This window comes from Novosphingobium resinovorum (genome assembly GCF_036352595.1).
GTDB classification, from domain to species: domain Bacteria; phylum Pseudomonadota; class Alphaproteobacteria; order Sphingomonadales; family Sphingomonadaceae; genus Novosphingobium; species Novosphingobium resinovorum_B.
Genome location: NZ_JAZFAX010000003.1, coordinates 61384 through 77370 on the forward strand (window position 1 = coordinate 61384; position 15987 = coordinate 77370).

Sequence of the window (15987 nt, forward strand, 5' to 3'; positions counted from 1 at the left end):
CTGGGCAGGAACCGGTGTTGCGCTCGGGATTTCCTTTCCCACATCAGGAATCCAGGTGACAAGAAAGGACAGCGCCGATGAGCGACATTCCGTCCACCATTCAGACGAGCAACGCTTCGCCCAAGGGGTTCGGCTGGGACGATACCGCCGAACTCCACCGGTGCGAGGATGGCGGCGGGCTGTTCCATAACTTCAAGACCATCCGGCGCGGCACGGTGGCCGAACTGGTGGCCTTCGTCATGACCCTGCCCGAGGACAAGCAGGACGACTACGCGATCGAGAAGGACGGCGACCACACCTTCCGCATCGGCGAGATCCGCCACTTGTCCCGCCGTGCGGATTTTCCGCTGGGATGACCAAAGACCCACGCACCATCGCGGACTTCACCGCGACCCTGCCGAATGGCGAGGCGACCAGCCTCGCCGATCGGCTGGGCAAGGTGGTGCTGGTGGTGAACACCGCCAGCAAGTGCGGCTTCACCCCGCAGTACGAGGGGCTTGAGGCACTCTGGCGCAAGTACCGCGACCAGGGCTTCGAAGTGATCGCGTTTCCCTGCAACCAGTTTGGCAAGCAGGAACCGGGCGAGGCCGACGAGATCGCCGCTTTCTGCTCGGTGAACTTCGGCCTGTCGTTTCCGCTGATGGACAAGGTCGAGGTCAACGGCGCGGATGCCGCCCCGCTCTATCGATGGCTCAAGGCCGAGGCGCCGGGCCTGCTGGGCTCGAAATCCATCAAGTGGAACTTCACCAAGTTCCTGATCGACCGCGAAGGCCGCGTCGTGCGGCGTTATGCCCCGACCGACAAGCCTGCGGCACTGGAACAGGATATCGAAAAGCAGCTCTCGGCGTCCCGGACCTGAGCCGTGACATTGGGCAATTCTCGAGGACAGGGCTTGCGTCCTGCGGTGAGGTCGCGCCTAAAGGCCGCCTGTGATCCCGGAATGCACCGGGATTGCGGATGCATCGCAATACGGAGATGTCCTTGAAGATCCAGCTTCTTGCATTCGCACTGCTGATGCCCCCGGCCTGCTCGCCGGTTGCGGTTGCCGATCCCGTCGCCGCGACGCGCAGCGGTCAGGTCCGGGGCTCGGTCGAGGAGGGCGTGACGAGTTGGAAGGGCATTCCCTTCGCCGCGCCGCCCGTGGGCGAACTGCGCTGGCGGGCGCCGCAGCCGGCCGCGTCGTGGAGCGGCGTGCGCGATGCCACGTCCTACGGCAACGACTGCATGCAGAAGCCTTTCCCCAGCGATGCCGCTCCGCTCGGCACGCCGCCGGCGGAGGACTGCCTCTATCTCAACGTCTGGAAGCCCGAGGCCGCGCGGGAGAAGCTGCCGGTGGTGCTGTGGATCTATGGCGGCGGCTTCGTCAACGGCGGTTCCTCGCCCCCGACGTATTCGGGCGCGCGACTGGCCAGGAAGGGCGTCATGGTGGTCAGCTTCAACTACCGCCTCGGCCGCTTTGGCACTTTCGCGCACCCGCAACTGACCGCGCAGCGCGCCGATGGCGGCCTTGCCGGCAATTACGGCGTGATGGACCAGATCGCGGCGCTGAAGTGGGTGCATGACAATATCGCGGCATTCGGCGGCGATCCCGGCAATATCACGCTGATCGGCGAGAGCGCGGGCGGCATGTCCGTCAACATGTTGATGACCTCGCCGCTCAGCCAGGGCCTGTTCCGCCGCGCGGTCGTGATGTCGGGCGGCGATGGCAAGGCGCTGGGCGCCGGAGGACTGGACGAGGCCGAGAAGACCGGCGTGGCCTTTGCTGCCACTCAGGGAATCGCTGCTGACGATCCAAAGGCGCTCGCCCGCCTGCGCGCCATGCCGGCGGAGCAGGTGGTGGGCGGACTGAACCTCGCCGCGCTGTTCGGGGGGCCGCGCCCGCCGTTCTCCTCGCCGTTCGTGGATGGCAAGGTCGTGGTCGATGTCGCGCAGGCTTATGGCGCGGGCCGGTTCGCGAAGGTTCCGGTCATGGTCGGCGCGACCAGCGCGGATATCGGCGGGCCGGACGGCTTCATGGTGAAGGGTGCGCGTGACGTTGCGCGCGCGCTGGCGGCGGGCGGGGCGCCGGTCTACGCCTACCGCTTCTCCTACGTGGCCTCCTCGCTTGCCGACAAGGGCGCGGGGCATGCCACGGACATTCCGTATTTCTTCGATACCCAGGCGATCAAGTACGGCAATGCCGTCACCGCTCGCGACGATGCGATGGGGACCACCATCAGCGACGCATTGGTAGCGTTCGCGAAGACGGGCGATCCCAACGGCGGCAAGCTGCCCGTCTGGCCGCGCTACGATCCGGCGAAGGACGTCATCATGGACTTCGCCGCCGACGGCACCGCCAGGGCCGGGCGCGATCCGTTGACGACCGTGCCCTGAGGCCCAGTCCTTGAATTACCCCCTGGCGACACGCCGGTCACCGACGATCCGCAGATCGACCGAAGGGCGCTGCGGCGTAGTGCCGTCGGCCATGACGCTCTGGTCACGGCCGCGTCGTTTGGCGGCATAGAGTGCGGCGTCGGCAGCCTCGAACCGGCCGGCGGCATAGTCGCCCGGCGCGAGCACGGCGACGCCGATGCTGATCGTGCAGCGCCGGGAAACCTGCCCGGAAACGTGGCTGCGCGCGGCGAAGGCCATGCGCAACGCTTCGGCGCGGGTCATGATCGCCTCGGGATCGGGCGCCTCGACGATGGCGGCGAATTCCTCTCCGCCCACCCGGAAGACGTTCGCGGCGCCGAGCGTCTCACGCGCGACGGAAGCCGCGCCGACAATGACGAGATCGCCGAACGCGTGGCCGAGTTCGTCGTTGATCGTCTTGAAACGATCGATGTCGAGCAGCACCACCGCCCTGCAAAGGCCGGTTCGGCGATCGCGGTCCAGCACTGCGATGCGGTCGTCGAGGGCGCGGCGGTTGCCGATGCCGGTCAGCGGATCGATCGAGGCGAGGCGATAATTGCGCGCCACCAGTTGTTCGCGGCCGAGCGCGGTCAGGAATACCCCCAGTAGCACCCCCTCGAGCACCAGCAGCAGGTTGAACAGCGCGATCGACCAGACTTGCGGCTGCGCGGGTCCGAACGGGGCGGGCAGCCACAGCGAGAAGGGCGCTCGTGCCAGTTCGAAGGCGCAGAATGCCGCGAACATCCAGTAAAGCGTCGTCGCGGACTGCAGGTGCGGCGCGCGCATCCGGGCGAATTCGCGCGCGGCGAGGCCGTCGAACAGCGCGAAGACCAGCACGCGGGGTAGCATGCGCCATTCGGGGTTGTGCGCGTCGGCGCCCAGCGTGCAGGAGAACAGCAGCACCGCGAGGCACGGCAGCAGCATCGCCAGCCGCAGCGGTTCGCGTCCCGCCGTGATGCGCGCGGCAAGCCAGGCCGAGCCGTAGACGGTGGTGAGGCCGAACCAGCCCAGCCGCAGCCCCCATTCGCCGGGCAGGATCTCCGGCCAGGTCAGCAGGATACCGGCGGGCACGGCGAGGCCGAAGGGCGCGAACTGCCAGCGACGCTGCGTCGGCCTGCCGTCCTTGAACCACGATAGCAGGACCGCCATGCACATGATTGCGCCCAGCACGGTGCTGCAGGCGGCGATAGTGGTGATGTAAGGCGTGCTCAGGTCCGGCATCGGCAACCGGTTCCCGACACCGCGAGAGGACGGCGGCGCGCTGCAATGGCCATCATGCTGTCCCCCTCTGTTCGCCCGGCCCATCCGGGAGAACACCTATCGCGCCTAGCATGGTCTCGTTAACGCATGATGTGCGCGGTGCAATTGGAAATCAGCGGTTTACGGGGTGCTGCCGCCTGACCGCGCGAGTATCCCCGTCTTATCGAGGGTGCGCCCTTGATAGGAGCATCGGCGAATGCCTAAATTTGCCGGATGCCGCATGCTCCCTTCGTCCCGCTCCGCATCTTTTCCAGTTTCACCATGCTGGACGGCGCGATCGACCCGAAGGCGATCGCCAAGCTGGCAAAGGAGCGCAAGTTCCCCGCTGCCGGGCTGTGCGACCGCAATGGCCTCTATGCCGCGCCGATCTTCGCGGGTGCGGCCAAGGGCATGGGCGTGCAGCCGATCGTCGGCACTTTCCTGTCCATCGCCCGGCCCCTGTCGGACGGAGGGCGTGAAGCCAAGCAGGGGCAGGACCGGCCGATCGACTGGCTCGCCCTGTTCGCGCAGAACGAGGCCGGCTGGCTCAACTTGTGCGACCACGTCAGCCGCGCGCACCTCGGGCGGCCGCTGGAACTGGACCCGCACGTCGAACTGGAATCGCTGCGCGGCCATACCGAGGGGCTGATCTGCCTGACCGGCGGCAACGAGGGCGCGCTGGCGCGGCTCTATGCGACGGGCCGGCACGAGCAGGCCGAAAGCTATTGCGACACGCTGCAGGAGCTGTTCGGCGATCGCCTCTACATGGAGATCACCCGCACCGGCGAACCGGAGGAGGACGAGAGCGAGGAAGACCTGATCGCGCTCGCCTACCAGCGCGATATTCCGCTCGTCGGCACCAATCCCGCGCAGTTCTCCGATCGCAGCTTCCACGCCGCGCACGACGCGCTGCTGTGCATCGCCAACTCGACGCAGGTGGACGCCGCCGACCGCCCGCGCTCCTCGTCCGAGCGCTGGGTGAAGCCTGCCGCCGAGATGGCCGAGCTGTTCGCCGATCTGCCCGAGGCGCTGGCGAACACCCTCGTCGTCGCGCAGCGCTGCGCCTACGTGCCGCCCCGCCGCAAGCCGCTCTTGCCCAGCCTTGCCGGCGACCGCGAGGGCGAGGCGCGCATGCTCGCCGACGATTCGCGCCGTGGCCTGGCCGCCCGGCTGGCGCCGTACTGGCCCGAGGTGACCGAGGCCGAACTCGACGAGGCGATGGCCTTCCAGGGCGACGAGCGCCGCGCCGCCTACGAAATCCTGCGCGAGAAAGGCGTCACCGAAGACTTCCTGGAATACGCCGACCGCCTCGACTTCGAGGTCGGCATCATCGTCGGGATGGGCTTCCCCGGCTACTTCCTGATCGTGGCCGACTTCATCAAGTGGGCGGGCGAGAACGGCATCCCGGTGGGACCGGGGCGTGGTTCGGGCGCGGGTTCGCTGGTGGCCTGGGCGCTGACCATCACCGGCCTCGACCCGCTGAAGCTGGGCCTGCTGTTCGAACGCTTCCTCAATCCGGAACGCGTCTCGATGCCGGATTTCGACATCGACTTTTGCGAAACCCGGCGCGGCGAGGTGATCCGCTACGTTCAGGCCAAGTATGGGCACGACCACGTCGCTCAGATCATCACCTTCGGCAAGATGAAGGCCCGCGCGGTGCTGCGCGATTGCGGCCGCATCCTGCAGATGAGCTACGGCCGTGTCGATTCGCTGTGCAAGATGGTGCCCAACCATCCGACCGACCCGTGGACGCTGACCGAGACGATCCAGGGCCGCAAGGCGCACGGGGTGACCAAGGATCCGCCGGTCGCCGAATTCAAGCGCGAGTACGACACCGACGCCGAAGTGCGCCGCCTGGTCGATCTCGCGGTGCAGCTGGAAGGCCTGCCGCGCAACTCGTCCACCCACGCGGCGGGCGTGGTGATCGGCGACCGCCCGCTGGCCCAGCTGGTGCCGCTCTACCGCGACCCGCGCTCCGACATGCCGGTGACCCAGTTCGACATGAAGTATGTCGAGGACACCGGGCTCGTGAAGTTCGACTTCCTCGGCCTCAAGACCCTGTCGGTGCTGCGCAAGGCCTGCGACCTGCTCGAACGGCGCGGGATCACCATCAACCTCTCGACGCTGGCATGGGACGATCCGGGCGTCTACGAGTTGCTCAAGCGCGGCGACACCGTGGGCGTGTTCCAGCTCGAATCGGAAGGCATGCGCCGCACGCTGGCGGCGGTGAAGCCGACCAATTTCGGCGACATCATCGCGCTCGTCTCGCTCTATCGTCCCGGCCCGATGGACAACATCCCGCTGTTCGGCCAGCGCAAGAACGGCCTCGCGCCCATCGAGTATCCGCATGACAAGCTGGCGGGCATCCTGGGCGAGACTTACGGCATCTTCGTCTACCAGGAACAGGTCATGCAGGCCGCGCAGATCCTGGCGGGCTACTCGCTCGGTGACGCCGACCTTCTGCGGCGCGCGATGGGCAAGAAGGTTCAGGCCGAGATGGACAAGCAGCGCCAGCGCTTCGTCGATGGCTGCAAGGAAGTCTCGGGCATCGACGCCGCCAAGGCCAACGAACTGTTCGACTTGATCGACAAGTTCGCCGGCTACGGCTTCAACAAGTCGCACGCTGCCGCCTACGCGCTGCTGGCGTACCATACGGCGTGGTTCAAGGCGCACTATCCGCACGAATTCTATGCCGCCGCGATGTGCTTCGACATGCACCAGTCGGAAAAGCTGGCGATCTTCGTGGATGACGCGCGCCGCAACGGCATCGAACTCGCCGCGCCCGACATCAACCGCTCCGAGGCCGAATTCATCGTCGAGGAGACGGCCGAGAGCCACGCGGTGCGCTATGCGCTGGCGGGCATCCGCAACGTGGGCGAAAAGGCGATGGACGCCATCGTCGCCGAGCGCGAGGTGAACGGGCCCTTCGTCGATCTCGACGACGTGTTCCGCCGCGCGCCTGCCGGATCGATGAACCGCCGCCAGCTCGAAAGCCTTGCCGCAGCGGGCGCCTTCGACGCGCTGGAGCCGAACCGCGCCAAGGTTCTGGCCAACGCCGACACGCTGCTGGCGGAGGCGGATCGCTCCTCGCGCGAACGAAATTCCACGCAGCACGGCCTGTTCGGCGGTGAGGACCATGTCGAGCAGGGCCTGCGCCTTGTCGAGGCCGACAAGTGGGACCGCGCCGAGCAGATGGCCAAGGAGCGGGAAACCTTCGGTTTCTACTTCGCCGCACACCCGGTGGAGGCGTATCGCGCGGTCGCGTCGGCCAACGGTGCCCGGACTTATTCCAGCCTGATGACGGCGGGCGGCGGCGCCGGTCGCACCGGCGCGGTGATGGCGGCGATGGTAGAGAGTGTCCAGAAGCGCAAGACCCGCAAGGGCAAGGACTTCGTCATGGCGGACTTCTCGGATTCGTCAGGCAACTTCTCGGCCTCGTGCTTCGAGGAGAGCATGGTCGAGAACTTCGTGAAGTGGGCGAAGGAGGGCGCTTGTATCCTGCTCACCGTCGAACTGGACTCGCCCAGTCCCGACGAACCGCCGCGCGTGACGGTGCGGGGCGGCAGGCCGCTCAATGAAGTGAAGGCCGATGCCCGCATGGTGCTCAAGCTCGACATCGACCGCATCGAGGCGGTGCGCGAACTGGCACTGCTGATGCGGCCGGGCGCGCGCGGAGCGGGGGAAGTGATCGTCACGCTCCATCTTGGCGACGGCCGGACGCAGAAGGTGCGCCTCGGCCGCGACTTCGCGCTCGATGGCGAGTTCGCGGAATCGCTTCAGAGCGTGGAGGGGATCACCAACGTATCGCTCACCGCCAAGCGCGGGCCCGAGCGGGTGGCGATGGCGGCATGAGCTGAGAGACCGTTTGAGAAATCGCGGAAGAGCGATTTCCAAGGCGGCACCGGCCCGCTCCCCCACCCGGCCACCCATAGAATACTGCCGTTGGGTGGCCGGGTAGGGGAGCGGGCCGGTGCCGCAATGCGCCGAAAGGCGCATTCTCAAACGGTCTCTGAGTGCGTGATTCCGGCAAGCACCGGGATGGGCCTACTGCTTTTGCTGCTGCACCGCCTCTTCGGCGGCATCGCCCACTTTCGTCGCGGCCTTGCCGACGTTGTCGGCGGCTTCGGCGATGGCGTTGTCCCGTGCGCTGTCGCTGGCGTGCTCGCTGAACAGATAGACCCCGCCGACGATCGCGACGAGCAGGATCAGCGCAAGGATGATACCCGTGCCGCCCGATGAACGGTGTTCGTGGATGATGGTGGTGGTGTGAACCGGCGCAGGTTCATGAGTGCGCTCGACGATCTCTTCAGCCATGACAGGCTCCTGTCCCATGTCGTTGCGGCAACAACGCCTGCGGCATCCCAAGGTTGCCGCTGTCACAGCAACGACAGTTGCCCGTCCAGCGAAGGGCGGCGGAACTGCGCGCAATCGAGCGTGACGTGCGGCCCCGTCATCCCCAGCCTGGCGGCGGCGACGCGGAAGCGGCGCCGGAAGAGGTCTGCCCAGACGCCCTCGGGCCGCATGCGGGTGACGAAATTGGGATCATTGTCCCGTCCACCGCGGATCGAGCGGATCGTCGCCATGACCTTGCCCGCGCGCTCGGGGAAGTGCGTATCGAGCCATTCGCGGAACAGCGGCGCGACTTCGTGTGGCAGGCGCACCACGATCCATGTGGCCGATCGGATGCCGCGCGCGGCGGCATCTTCCATGATCGCCTCCATGAAACTGTCGGTGATCGAGGGTATCACCGGCGCGATCGAGACCTGGGCGGGAATTCCCGCCTCGGCGAGCCGGCCGAGCGCCGCCATCCGTTTGGCCGGAGAGGCGGCGCGGGGCTCCAGCTTTTGCGACAGCACGGGATCGAGGCTGGTCACCGATATGCCGACATGCACCAGATCGCGCGCCGCCAACTGCTCCAGCAGGTCGAGGTCGCGCAGCACGCGGTCGGACTTGGTGGTGATCGTCACCGGATGGCCCACGTCCAGGCACAGCTCAAGCACCTCGCGAGTGATGCGATAGCGCATCTCGATCGGCTGGTAGGGATCGGTATTGGTGCCCATCGCGATCGGCGCGGGCCGATAGCCGGGCTTGGCCAGTGTTTCGCGCAGGAGCCGTGCGGCGGCGGGCTTGGCGAACAGCTTCGTCTCGAAATCGAGGCCGGGCGAAAGGTCGTGATAGGCGTGGGTGGGCCGAGCGAAGCAGTAGATGCACCCATGCTCGCATCCGCGATAGGCATTCACCGAACGGTCGAACGGCACGTCAGGCGATGCGTTGAACGACAGGATCGATCGGGGATGTTCCTCAGTCACCGTCGTCGCGGGGTGGCGGGAAGGGCCGTCCACGGTCTCCGCCACATCGAGCCAGTCACCATCGGCTTCGCGCGCAGGCAGGTTGAAGCGCGCGCTTGCCGCCCCGCTCACCGCACCTCTGCCCTTGATCGCTGCCATGCGACTTGTTTGAACAAAAAGAGAACAAAAGTCAATCGCACCCCTCACCGGTTGATCTTGCTGCGCTGCACCCTTAGGCGGGCATGAAAGGGGAATTTCATGGCAGGCGCAGCGCGCAGGGTCGGAGCCGAGACGTCCGCGACACGGGCGATCATCGTCGAGGCCACCAACCAGTTGATCCGGGACGAGGGCTATGCCTCCGTCAGCACGCGGCGCGTGGCCGCCCGGGCGGGGCTCAAGCCCTCGCTGGTGCATTATTACTTCCCCACCACCGACGATCTGCTGGTCGAGGTTTCGCGGCAGGGCGCGGCGCAGAGCGATCGCATGATCGGGGAAGCGCTGGCCTCCGACGATCCCCTGCGGGCGCTGTGGGGTTTCTTCATCGACACCAGCCGCGTGGCGATGGCGCTGGAGTTCATGGCGATGGCCAACCACCGCCCCGCCGTGCGCGACTACATGGCGCAGCACAGCGAGGAGATGCGTGCGCGGCAGGTGGAGATCCTCAAACATATGCTCGGCGACCGGCTAGAGCGACTCGAAGGCTTCGACGCGGCGGGCTTGAGCGTCGTGCTCGCCGGCATCGGCCGTGCCATCGTGATGGAGCAGGGCCTCGGCGTTCAGACCGGCCATGCCGAGGCGATCCGCATCGTCGAGGGCTGGCTGGACAAGCTGGGCGCCTGAGACACGGGTGGGACACATAACGCGCGGGCGCTGATTGCCCTTGCCTGGCGCGCGCGGCGCGCAGCACGGCTTGATTCTCTCGGATGCCGGACGAAGAACGTGATAACAGCGTTTTCATACGGCATCCTTGGGAGACATGACCATGACGGTCGCCACCACGACGACTCAGCTGAAGGCTGAGCACATCAAGCCGAAGATCGGCAGCCGCATCCTCAATTCCAAGGCGGAGCTGCTCTCCGGCGAACTCGCCGCGCAGCTTCGCGAGGAACTGGAAGCGCGCGGTATCCTCGTATTCCCGCAAGTCGGCTTCGACGACGCGGAGCAGATCGCCTTCACCAGGACGCTCGGCGAATATGCGCCCGAGGGGCCGGACGGCGGCCCGAGCAAGATCACGCTCGACGTGAAGGAGAATCCCGCCAGCGCCGAGTACCTGAAGGGTTCGCTCTACTGGCACATCGACGGCACCCGCAACGAAGTACCGATCCTCGCCTCGCTGCTGTCCTGCAAGGTGCCGAGCCCCAAGGGGACGGGCAACACCGGGTTCTCGAATACCTACGCCGCCTATGACGCGCTGTCGGATGAGGACAAGGCGTACTACGACGACTTGCGCGTGCTGCACGGACCCTGGGCCTCGCTGTTCTACTACGAGCCCGAGCCGAGCCTCGCGAAGCTCAAGATCATGCAGGGGATCGGCGAGAAGGTGCTGCCGCTGGTGTGGAAGCATGCCTCTGGCCGCAAGTCGCTGGTGCTGGGCTGCACTTGCCATCACGTGCAGGGCGTCGACCATCTGGAGAGCGCGCGGATCATCCATGGCCTGCGCGAATGGGCGACGGGGCCGGAGTTCACCTATAGCCACGAATGGGAAGTGGGCGACCTGGTGATCTGGGACAACACCGGCACCATGCACCGTGCCGAGGCTTACGATCCCACTTGCGGGCGCATGATGCACCGGACCAAGCTGGAGGGTGAGGAACCCTGGGCGGTGGAGTAACGCTGAACGATTCCTCCCCGAGCTTGTGTCGGGGAGGGGGACCGCCGCGAAGCGGTGGTGGAGGGGGAGCTTTCGAACAATTCCCCCTCCGTCAGCCCTGCGGGCTGCCACCTCCCCGAGACAAGTTCGGGAAGGAACAAAAGAAAAGGCCCGCCCCCTCGGCTGAGGGGGCGGGCCTTTTTATTGAACCGACCGAAGGATCAGGCCCAGGTGGCCATCTCGGCTTCGAGGTTCTCGACGATCGCCTCGAAGAACTGCTCGGTGGTCATCCAGCTCTGGTCCGGACCGATCAGCAGCGCGAGATCCTTGGTCATCTTGCCCGATTCGACGGTCTCGATGCAGATGCGCTCGACGGTCTCGGCGAACTTCACGACGTCCGGCGTACCGTCGAACTTGCCGCGATAGGCAAGGCCGCGGGTCCAGGCGAAGATCGACGCGATCGGGTTGGTCGAGGTCGCCTTGCCCTGCTGGTGCTGGCGGTAGTGACGGGTCACGGTGCCGTGGGCGGCTTCGGCCTCGACGGTCTTGCCGTCGGGCGAGAGCAGAACCGAGGTCATCAGGCCCAGCGAGCCGAAGCCCTGTGCGACGGTGTCCGACTGCACGTCGCCGTCGTAGTTCTTGCACGCCCAGACGAACTTGCCCGACCACTTGAGCGCCGAGGCGACCATGTCGTCGATCAGGCGGTGCTCGTAGATGATGCCGGCGGCGGCGAACTTCTCGGCGAAGCCTTCCTTGTCGAACACTTCCTGGAACAGGTCCTTGAAGCGGCCGTCATAAGCCTTGAGGATCGTGTTCTTGGTCGACAGGTAAACCGGCCAGCCGAGGTTGAGGCCGTAGTTGAACGAGGCGCGCGCGAAGTCGCGGATCGATTCGTCGAGGTTGTACATCGCCATGGCGACGCCCGGAGCCGGGAAGTCGAACACGTCGAGGTCGATCTTGTCACCGTTCTCGCCGTCCCACACCAGGCGCAGCTTGCCGGCGCCGGGGATCAGGGTGTCGGTGGCCTTGTACTGGTCGCCGAAGGCGTGACGGCCGACGACGATCGGGTCGGTCCAGCCCGGAACCAGGCGGGGCACGTTCGAGATCACGATGGGCTCGCGGAAGACGACGCCGCCAAGGATGTTGCGGATGGTGCCGTTGGGCGACTTCCACATCTTCTTGAGGCTGAATTCCTCGACGCGGGCTTCGTCGGGGGTGATGGTGGCGCACTTGACCGCGACGCCGAATTCCTTGGTCGCGTTGGCGGCGTCGATGGTGATCTGGTCGCCGGTCTCGTCGCGCTTCTCGACCGAGAGGTCGTAGTACTTGAGGTCGATGTCGAGGTAGGGGAGGATCAGACGCTCGCGGATCCACTGCCAGATGATGCGGGTCATTTCATCGCCGTCCATTTCGACGACGGGGTTCACAACCTTGATCTTTGCCATTCTAAAGGGACTCCCCTGGGGTGAGAATTGCGGCAGTCTCTAGGCAGACGGCGGGCGCATGGCAAGGCGGCTGTCGGCTTTACAGGGCGCGTTTGCGGCTCCAGCCTGTCACTAATCGCAGGAGAGGAGCGGGTCATGAGTGAAGAAGTGTTGCTGGCCGAGCGCGATGGCGTGCTGGAGGTGACGATCAACCGCCCCGAACAGCGCAACGCCATGACCAAGGCGGCCGCAGAGGCGATCGGCGCGGCGATGGACCTGCTCGATTCGGCCGCGCACTTGCGCTGCGCGATCCTGACCGGAGTGGGGGGTGGTTTCTGCTCGGGAATGGACCTCAAGGGGTTCCTCAAGGGCGAACTGCCGGTTGATCCCCGGGGCGGTTTCGGCGGCCTGTGCACCTGGACGCCGAACAAGCCGGTGATCGCGGCGGTGGACGGCTTTGCGCTGGCGGGCGGGTTCGAACTGGCGCTCGCCTGCGATCTCATCGTCGCCAGCGAAGGCGCGCGTTTCGGCATTCCCGAGGTCAAGCGCGGGCTCGTCGCGGGTGGCGGCGGGGTGGTGCATCTACCGCGGCTGCTGCCGCGTCCGCTGGCGATGGAACTGGCGCTGACCGGAGAGCCCATCGATGCGCGCCGGGCGCTGGAACTGGGCCTGGTCAACCGGGTGACGCAAGGCCCGGCAATCGAGGCAGCGCGCGCGCTTGCCCGCACCATCGCCGCGAACGGCCCGCTGGCGGTCGCGGCGTCCAAGGGCATCGTGCGGGATTCGTGGCTGTGGCCGGTAGAGGAGTTCAGTGCCAGGCAGGCGCCGTACATCGCGCGGGTCTTCGCCTCGGAAGATGCCCGGGAAGGCGCGCAGGCCTTTGCTGAAAAGCGGGCACCCCGATGGCAGGGAAGATAGCAGCCAAATAGCAGAAAACCCGCCGTTTTCACGGCGGGTTTTCAAGGAATGGTGGGCGTAGCAAGGATTGAACTTGCGACCCCTACGATGTCAACATAGTGCTCTACCACTGAGCTATACGCCCATTCCATTCAACGACTTAACTGGCGAACCAGAGCAGTCGTCCGAGCGTCTCCGGTGAGTGTCCCCGCCGGAGGACTGGCCCTCTAGCCGTGGTCTTCAGGGCTGGCAAGAGGCTTTTTTGCAAAAATTCACATCACAGCGTCGCGTGCTCGGTCAGGCCGAAGACGCGCTGCACTTCCATCACGATGTCGCGCAAGTGGAAGGGCTTCGAGAGAACCTTCGCCTGCGGCGCCTCGCGGCTGGCGCGCAGGGTGACGGCGGCGAAGCCGGTGATGAACATCACCTTGGTCGAAGGCGAGATCTCCGCGCACTTCTGCGCAAGTTCGATGCCGTCCATCTCCGGCATGACGATGTCGGAGAGCAACAGGTCGAAATCGTCGTTCTTGAGGTGGGGGATCGCTTCCGTCCCGCGATCGACCGCAACGACGCTGTAGCCCGCATTCTGCAGGGCGCGCGCGAGGTAAGTGCGCATGGCGTCATCGTCTTCGGCGAGGAGGATACGGATCATCGCTGGTGTCCAGTCTCGTGTGTTGTCTTTAGCGCGTGCGACGCGGCGTGTCTGTCCGTAGGCTTACAGGGCAACGGTTTAAATTTCTTGTCCCTATTCAAGGGTGACCGGTATCGGGACGCTTTGACACCTCGGCATGAAACGCACAGCTTGCAGCGATGATCGAACGATCCGGTGAGAATGATTCGCATGAGGAGCGGGGCGGGTGGATTCCCGGCGCTCCGGGGTCTGCGGCCTTCGTCCTGAGCGAGCGCAGGCCGTCCGCCATCCCGATCCTGATCGCCGCGCCGCATGGCGGCCGCGATTATCCCAGGACGCTGATGGCCGACCTGCGGCATGGGCCCGCGACCGCGCTCAAGCTCGAGGATCGCCATATCGACGCGATCGCGCGGCGTGTCGCCGAGTTGACCGGCGCAAGCCTGCTGATCGCCCGGGCGCCGCGCGCGATGATCGATCTCAACCGTGCGCCCGACGACGTCGACTGGGAGATGTTCGTTCGCGAGGCCCGGCCACGGGATGGCGGAGGCACTCCGAGTCGGCGCGCGCGCAGCGGCCTGGGGCTCATTCCCCGCCGGTTGCCAGCGACGGGCGAATTGTGGCGGCGGCGGTTGCAGGCGGACGATCTCTCCGCCCGAATCGCCGGGGTGCATGAGCCTTATCATGCCGCGCTGGCGGAAATGCTGGCGCGCCTGCGGGATCGCTGGGGTGCCGCCTTGCTGATCGACCTGCATTCGATGCCGCCGCTCCCCTCGCGGCCGGGGGTGGCAAGTGCCCAGTTGGTCGTCGGCGACCGTTTCGGTGCCAGTTGCCATGGCAGCGTCGTGGCCGCCACTTTCGCGCATTTCGCGCAAGTGGAGCGCGAGGCAGCGCACAACCGGCCTTATGCCGGCGGCTACGTGCTGGAACGCCATGCCGATCCGCGGGCGGGCCTCCACGCAATGCAGATCGAGATCGATCGCAGCCGTTATCTCGATTCGGCGCTGGTCGAGCTGGGAGAGGGCACGGATGGCATCGTCGCCGACTTGTCGGCACTGGTGCGGCGGCTTGCGGCGCTGGTGGCCGAACTGGGGCGCGACAGCGGGGTGCAGGACTGGCAGCTTGCTGCCGAATAAATCCGCCTGAACCGAGGCTGTTTCAACAAATCTCTGAAGACATTAAAAAACCACCTCGTGCGATGCACGAGGTGGCCAAGGTTCAGGGAGGAGGTGCACAATGTGCACCAACCCGAACGGGCCATGAGGGTAGCGCCGGCCGGGTAAGGACTGCATAGGCCTACCCGATCAGACATTCAAGCGATTCGTGAAGCAGGGGGCATAAGAAATGTCCAGCGATCTATCGGCATCGCTCAACGATTGGGGTGGGACTGTGACAAAAGTGTCATAAGCCCCACCCCTACGAAGGTGAATCAAGCGTTCACGTCGTCCGCGGTTGCCGGGGCGGGGGCGGCCGGTGCGGAGAAGTTGGGCACCTTGCCCTGCGCGGCCTGGCGGCCGAAGATGTCGCGCACCAGTTCGAGCGAGAACAGGTGGGCATAGATCAGGCCGAGCAGGCCGTTCTGGTTCCACTGGCGCAGGATGTCGCCGCGCACTTCGCGCAGCTTGTTCTCGTCGACCATCTGGAAGCCGCGATAGTTGTACGGCTGGGCCGCGCCGACATCGATGTTCAGCTCGCCGTCCATGAGCAGCTTGTGCTTCTGCAGCTCGGCCATGAACTGCGCGGTCTTGGTGCCGGCGATCTCGAAGTTCTCGCAGAACTTGAGCATGTTCGTGGTGGTTTCGCTGGGCTGGCCGTCATCGGCGAACAGGCGCTCGCCTTCCTCGATCTCGCCGACGAGGTCGCTGGTGGGGTCGACGCAGAGCGACAGCTCGTCCGAGTCCTGGCGCAGCTTGGCCAGCATGAACGGATAGCGGCGCACGTAGGCCGGGATGTAGACGGGGGTGTTCACCGTGCCGTCCTCGTCGACGAAGACGTTGGTGCCTTCGTTCATGCCCATCAGCACCAACGGGATCGGGTTCTCGCCGGCGGTGAAGATGATCGGGAAGTTGCGCTGGGCCTGCGGGAACTCCTCGACCGTCAGTGGCACCGAATTGATCCCGGCGAGCCAGGTCGCCTTGTCGGTGGAACGGGTCTTCCAGCTCGCGTGCTGCTGCGAATTGAGCGGAATGAGATCCCTGTAGAACAGGGGGAGTGCAGGATTCTGGGGCGCGCTGGCCATGGATACTCTCCGCGAGGGTGGGCGTCTTGAAAGAAGTCGCTCGCTTTAGTGGCTGTGCGGCGGCCGCGCAA

Annotated in this window: 14 protein-coding genes and 1 tRNA gene; 8 read left to right on the forward strand and 7 right to left on the reverse strand. The window is 66.0% G+C overall.

What is annotated here, in order from left to right:
* Positions 1–77: 77 nt before the first annotated feature.
* The 3 genes from V2S85_RS04570 to V2S85_RS04580 all read left to right on the forward strand — a co-directional run bounded on the left by V2S85_RS04570 (position 78) and on the right by V2S85_RS04580 (position 2373).
* The gene (locus V2S85_RS04570; RefSeq protein WP_330701688.1) at positions 78–356 is read left to right on the forward strand and encodes a hypothetical protein; all 279 of its coding nucleotides are present in this window, start codon (positions 78–80) and stop codon (positions 354–356) included.
* Positions 353–859 carry a glutathione peroxidase gene (locus V2S85_RS04575; RefSeq protein WP_330701689.1) on the forward strand — a complete coding sequence of 169 codons (507 nt, stop codon included), beginning with the start codon at positions 353–355 and terminating at the stop codon, positions 857–859. Before V2S85_RS04570 ends, V2S85_RS04575 begins: the two co-directional genes overlap by 4 nt.
* 116 nt (positions 860–975) lie before the next feature.
* Positions 976–2373, forward strand: a complete 1398-nt coding sequence (locus V2S85_RS04580; RefSeq protein WP_419198161.1) for a carboxylesterase/lipase family protein — start codon at positions 976–978, stop codon at positions 2371–2373.
* Positions 2374–2388: 15 nt separating this feature from the next.
* Here V2S85_RS04580 and V2S85_RS04585 read toward each other — a convergent pair whose 3' ends face one another.
* On the reverse strand, positions 2389–3612 hold the full coding sequence (locus V2S85_RS04585) for a GGDEF domain-containing protein (RefSeq protein ID WP_330701690.1): 1224 nt from the start codon (positions 3610–3612) through the stop codon (positions 2389–2391).
* Between the two features lie 252 nt (positions 3613–3864).
* Here V2S85_RS04585 and dnaE point away from each other — a divergent pair, with 252 nt between their 5' ends.
* Positions 3865–7482 (forward strand): DNA polymerase III subunit alpha, encoded by a 3618-nt coding sequence (dnaE, locus tag V2S85_RS04590; RefSeq protein WP_330701691.1) that lies wholly within the window; start codon positions 3865–3867, stop codon positions 7480–7482.
* Between the two features lie 192 nt (positions 7483–7674).
* On the opposite strand, the gene V2S85_RS04595 is transcribed toward dnaE, so the two are convergent.
* Positions 7675–7944, reverse strand: coding sequence for a hypothetical protein (locus V2S85_RS04595; RefSeq protein ID WP_330701692.1), 270 nt, complete (start codon positions 7942–7944; stop codon positions 7675–7677).
* A gap of 62 nt (positions 7945–8006) precedes the next feature.
* Positions 8007–9077, reverse strand: coding sequence for a PA0069 family radical SAM protein (locus tag V2S85_RS04600; protein WP_330701693.1), 1071 nt, complete (start codon positions 9075–9077; stop codon positions 8007–8009).
* 99 nt (positions 9078–9176) lie between these two features.
* Here V2S85_RS04600 and V2S85_RS04605 point away from each other — a divergent pair, with 99 nt between their 5' ends.
* On the forward strand, positions 9177–9758 hold the full coding sequence (locus V2S85_RS04605) for a TetR/AcrR family transcriptional regulator (RefSeq protein WP_330701694.1): 582 nt from the start codon (positions 9177–9179) through the stop codon (positions 9756–9758).
* Positions 9759–9900: 142 nt separating this feature from the next.
* Complete coding sequence (locus tag V2S85_RS04610) at positions 9901–10749, forward strand: TauD/TfdA family dioxygenase (RefSeq protein ID WP_330701695.1); 849 nt, start codon at positions 9901–9903, stop codon at positions 10747–10749.
* Between the two features lie 200 nt (positions 10750–10949).
* Here V2S85_RS04610 and V2S85_RS04615 read toward each other — a convergent pair whose 3' ends face one another.
* Complete coding sequence (locus tag V2S85_RS04615; RefSeq protein WP_330701696.1) at positions 10950–12173, reverse strand: NADP-dependent isocitrate dehydrogenase; 1224 nt, start codon at positions 12171–12173, stop codon at positions 10950–10952.
* A 135-nt stretch (positions 12174–12308) separates the two neighbouring features.
* Between V2S85_RS04615 and V2S85_RS04620 the strand changes: the two genes are divergently transcribed.
* The gene (locus V2S85_RS04620) at positions 12309–13070 is read left to right on the forward strand and encodes a crotonase/enoyl-CoA hydratase family protein (RefSeq protein WP_330701697.1); all 762 of its coding nucleotides are present in this window, start codon (positions 12309–12311) and stop codon (positions 13068–13070) included.
* Between the two features lie 49 nt (positions 13071–13119).
* Here the strand turns inward: V2S85_RS04620 and V2S85_RS04625 are convergent.
* Positions 13120–13194: transfer RNA gene (locus V2S85_RS04625), tRNA-Val, on the reverse strand.
* Between the two features lie 132 nt (positions 13195–13326).
* Positions 13327–13701, reverse strand: coding sequence for a cell cycle two-component system response regulator CpdR (cpdR, locus tag V2S85_RS04630; protein WP_330701698.1), 375 nt, complete (start codon positions 13699–13701; stop codon positions 13327–13329).
* 158 nt (positions 13702–13859) lie between these two features.
* On the opposite strand from cpdR, the gene V2S85_RS04635 reads away from it, so the two are divergent.
* Positions 13860–14813: an N-formylglutamate amidohydrolase gene (locus V2S85_RS04635; protein WP_330701699.1), complete on the forward strand. Its 954-nt coding sequence runs from the start codon at positions 13860–13862 to the stop codon at positions 14811–14813.
* 293 nt (positions 14814–15106) lie between these two features.
* On the opposite strand, the gene V2S85_RS04640 is transcribed toward V2S85_RS04635, so the two are convergent.
* Positions 15107–15916 (reverse strand): SapC family protein, encoded by an 810-nt coding sequence (locus tag V2S85_RS04640; protein WP_330701700.1) that lies wholly within the window; start codon positions 15914–15916, stop codon positions 15107–15109.
* Positions 15917–15987 lie beyond the last annotated feature (71 nt).

Coding starts and splice junctions, on each gene's coding strand:
- V2S85_RS04570 (WP_330701688.1), top strand. CDS start 78: ATGAGCGACATTCCGTCCACCATTCAGACGAGCAACGCTTCGCCCAAG.
- dnaE (WP_330701691.1), top strand. CDS start 3,865: ATGCCGCATGCTCCCTTCGTCCCGCTCCGCATCTTTTCCAGTTTCACC.
- V2S85_RS04640 (WP_330701700.1), bottom strand. CDS start 15,916: ATGGCCAGCGCGCCCCAGAATCCTGCACTCCCCCTGTTCTACAGGGAT.
- V2S85_RS04600 (WP_330701693.1), bottom strand. CDS start 9,077: ATGGCAGCGATCAAGGGCAGAGGTGCGGTGAGCGGGGCGGCAAGCGCG.
- V2S85_RS04580 (WP_419198161.1), top strand. CDS start 976: ATGTCCTTGAAGATCCAGCTTCTTGCATTCGCACTGCTGATGCCCCCG.
- V2S85_RS04605 (WP_330701694.1), top strand. CDS start 9,177: ATGGCAGGCGCAGCGCGCAGGGTCGGAGCCGAGACGTCCGCGACACGG.
- V2S85_RS04635 (WP_330701699.1), top strand. CDS start 13,860: ATGATCGAACGATCCGGTGAGAATGATTCGCATGAGGAGCGGGGCGGG.
- V2S85_RS04620 (WP_330701697.1), top strand. CDS start 12,309: ATGAGTGAAGAAGTGTTGCTGGCCGAGCGCGATGGCGTGCTGGAGGTG.
- V2S85_RS04575 (WP_330701689.1), top strand. CDS start 353: ATGACCAAAGACCCACGCACCATCGCGGACTTCACCGCGACCCTGCCG.
- cpdR (WP_330701698.1), bottom strand. CDS start 13,701: ATGATCCGTATCCTCCTCGCCGAAGACGATGACGCCATGCGCACTTAC.
- V2S85_RS04595 (WP_330701692.1), bottom strand. CDS start 7,944: ATGGCTGAAGAGATCGTCGAGCGCACTCATGAACCTGCGCCGGTTCAC.
- V2S85_RS04585 (WP_330701690.1), bottom strand. CDS start 3,612: ATGCCGGACCTGAGCACGCCTTACATCACCACTATCGCCGCCTGCAGC.
- V2S85_RS04615 (WP_330701696.1), bottom strand. CDS start 12,173: ATGGCAAAGATCAAGGTTGTGAACCCCGTCGTCGAAATGGACGGCGAT.
- V2S85_RS04610 (WP_330701695.1), top strand. CDS start 9,901: ATGACGGTCGCCACCACGACGACTCAGCTGAAGGCTGAGCACATCAAG.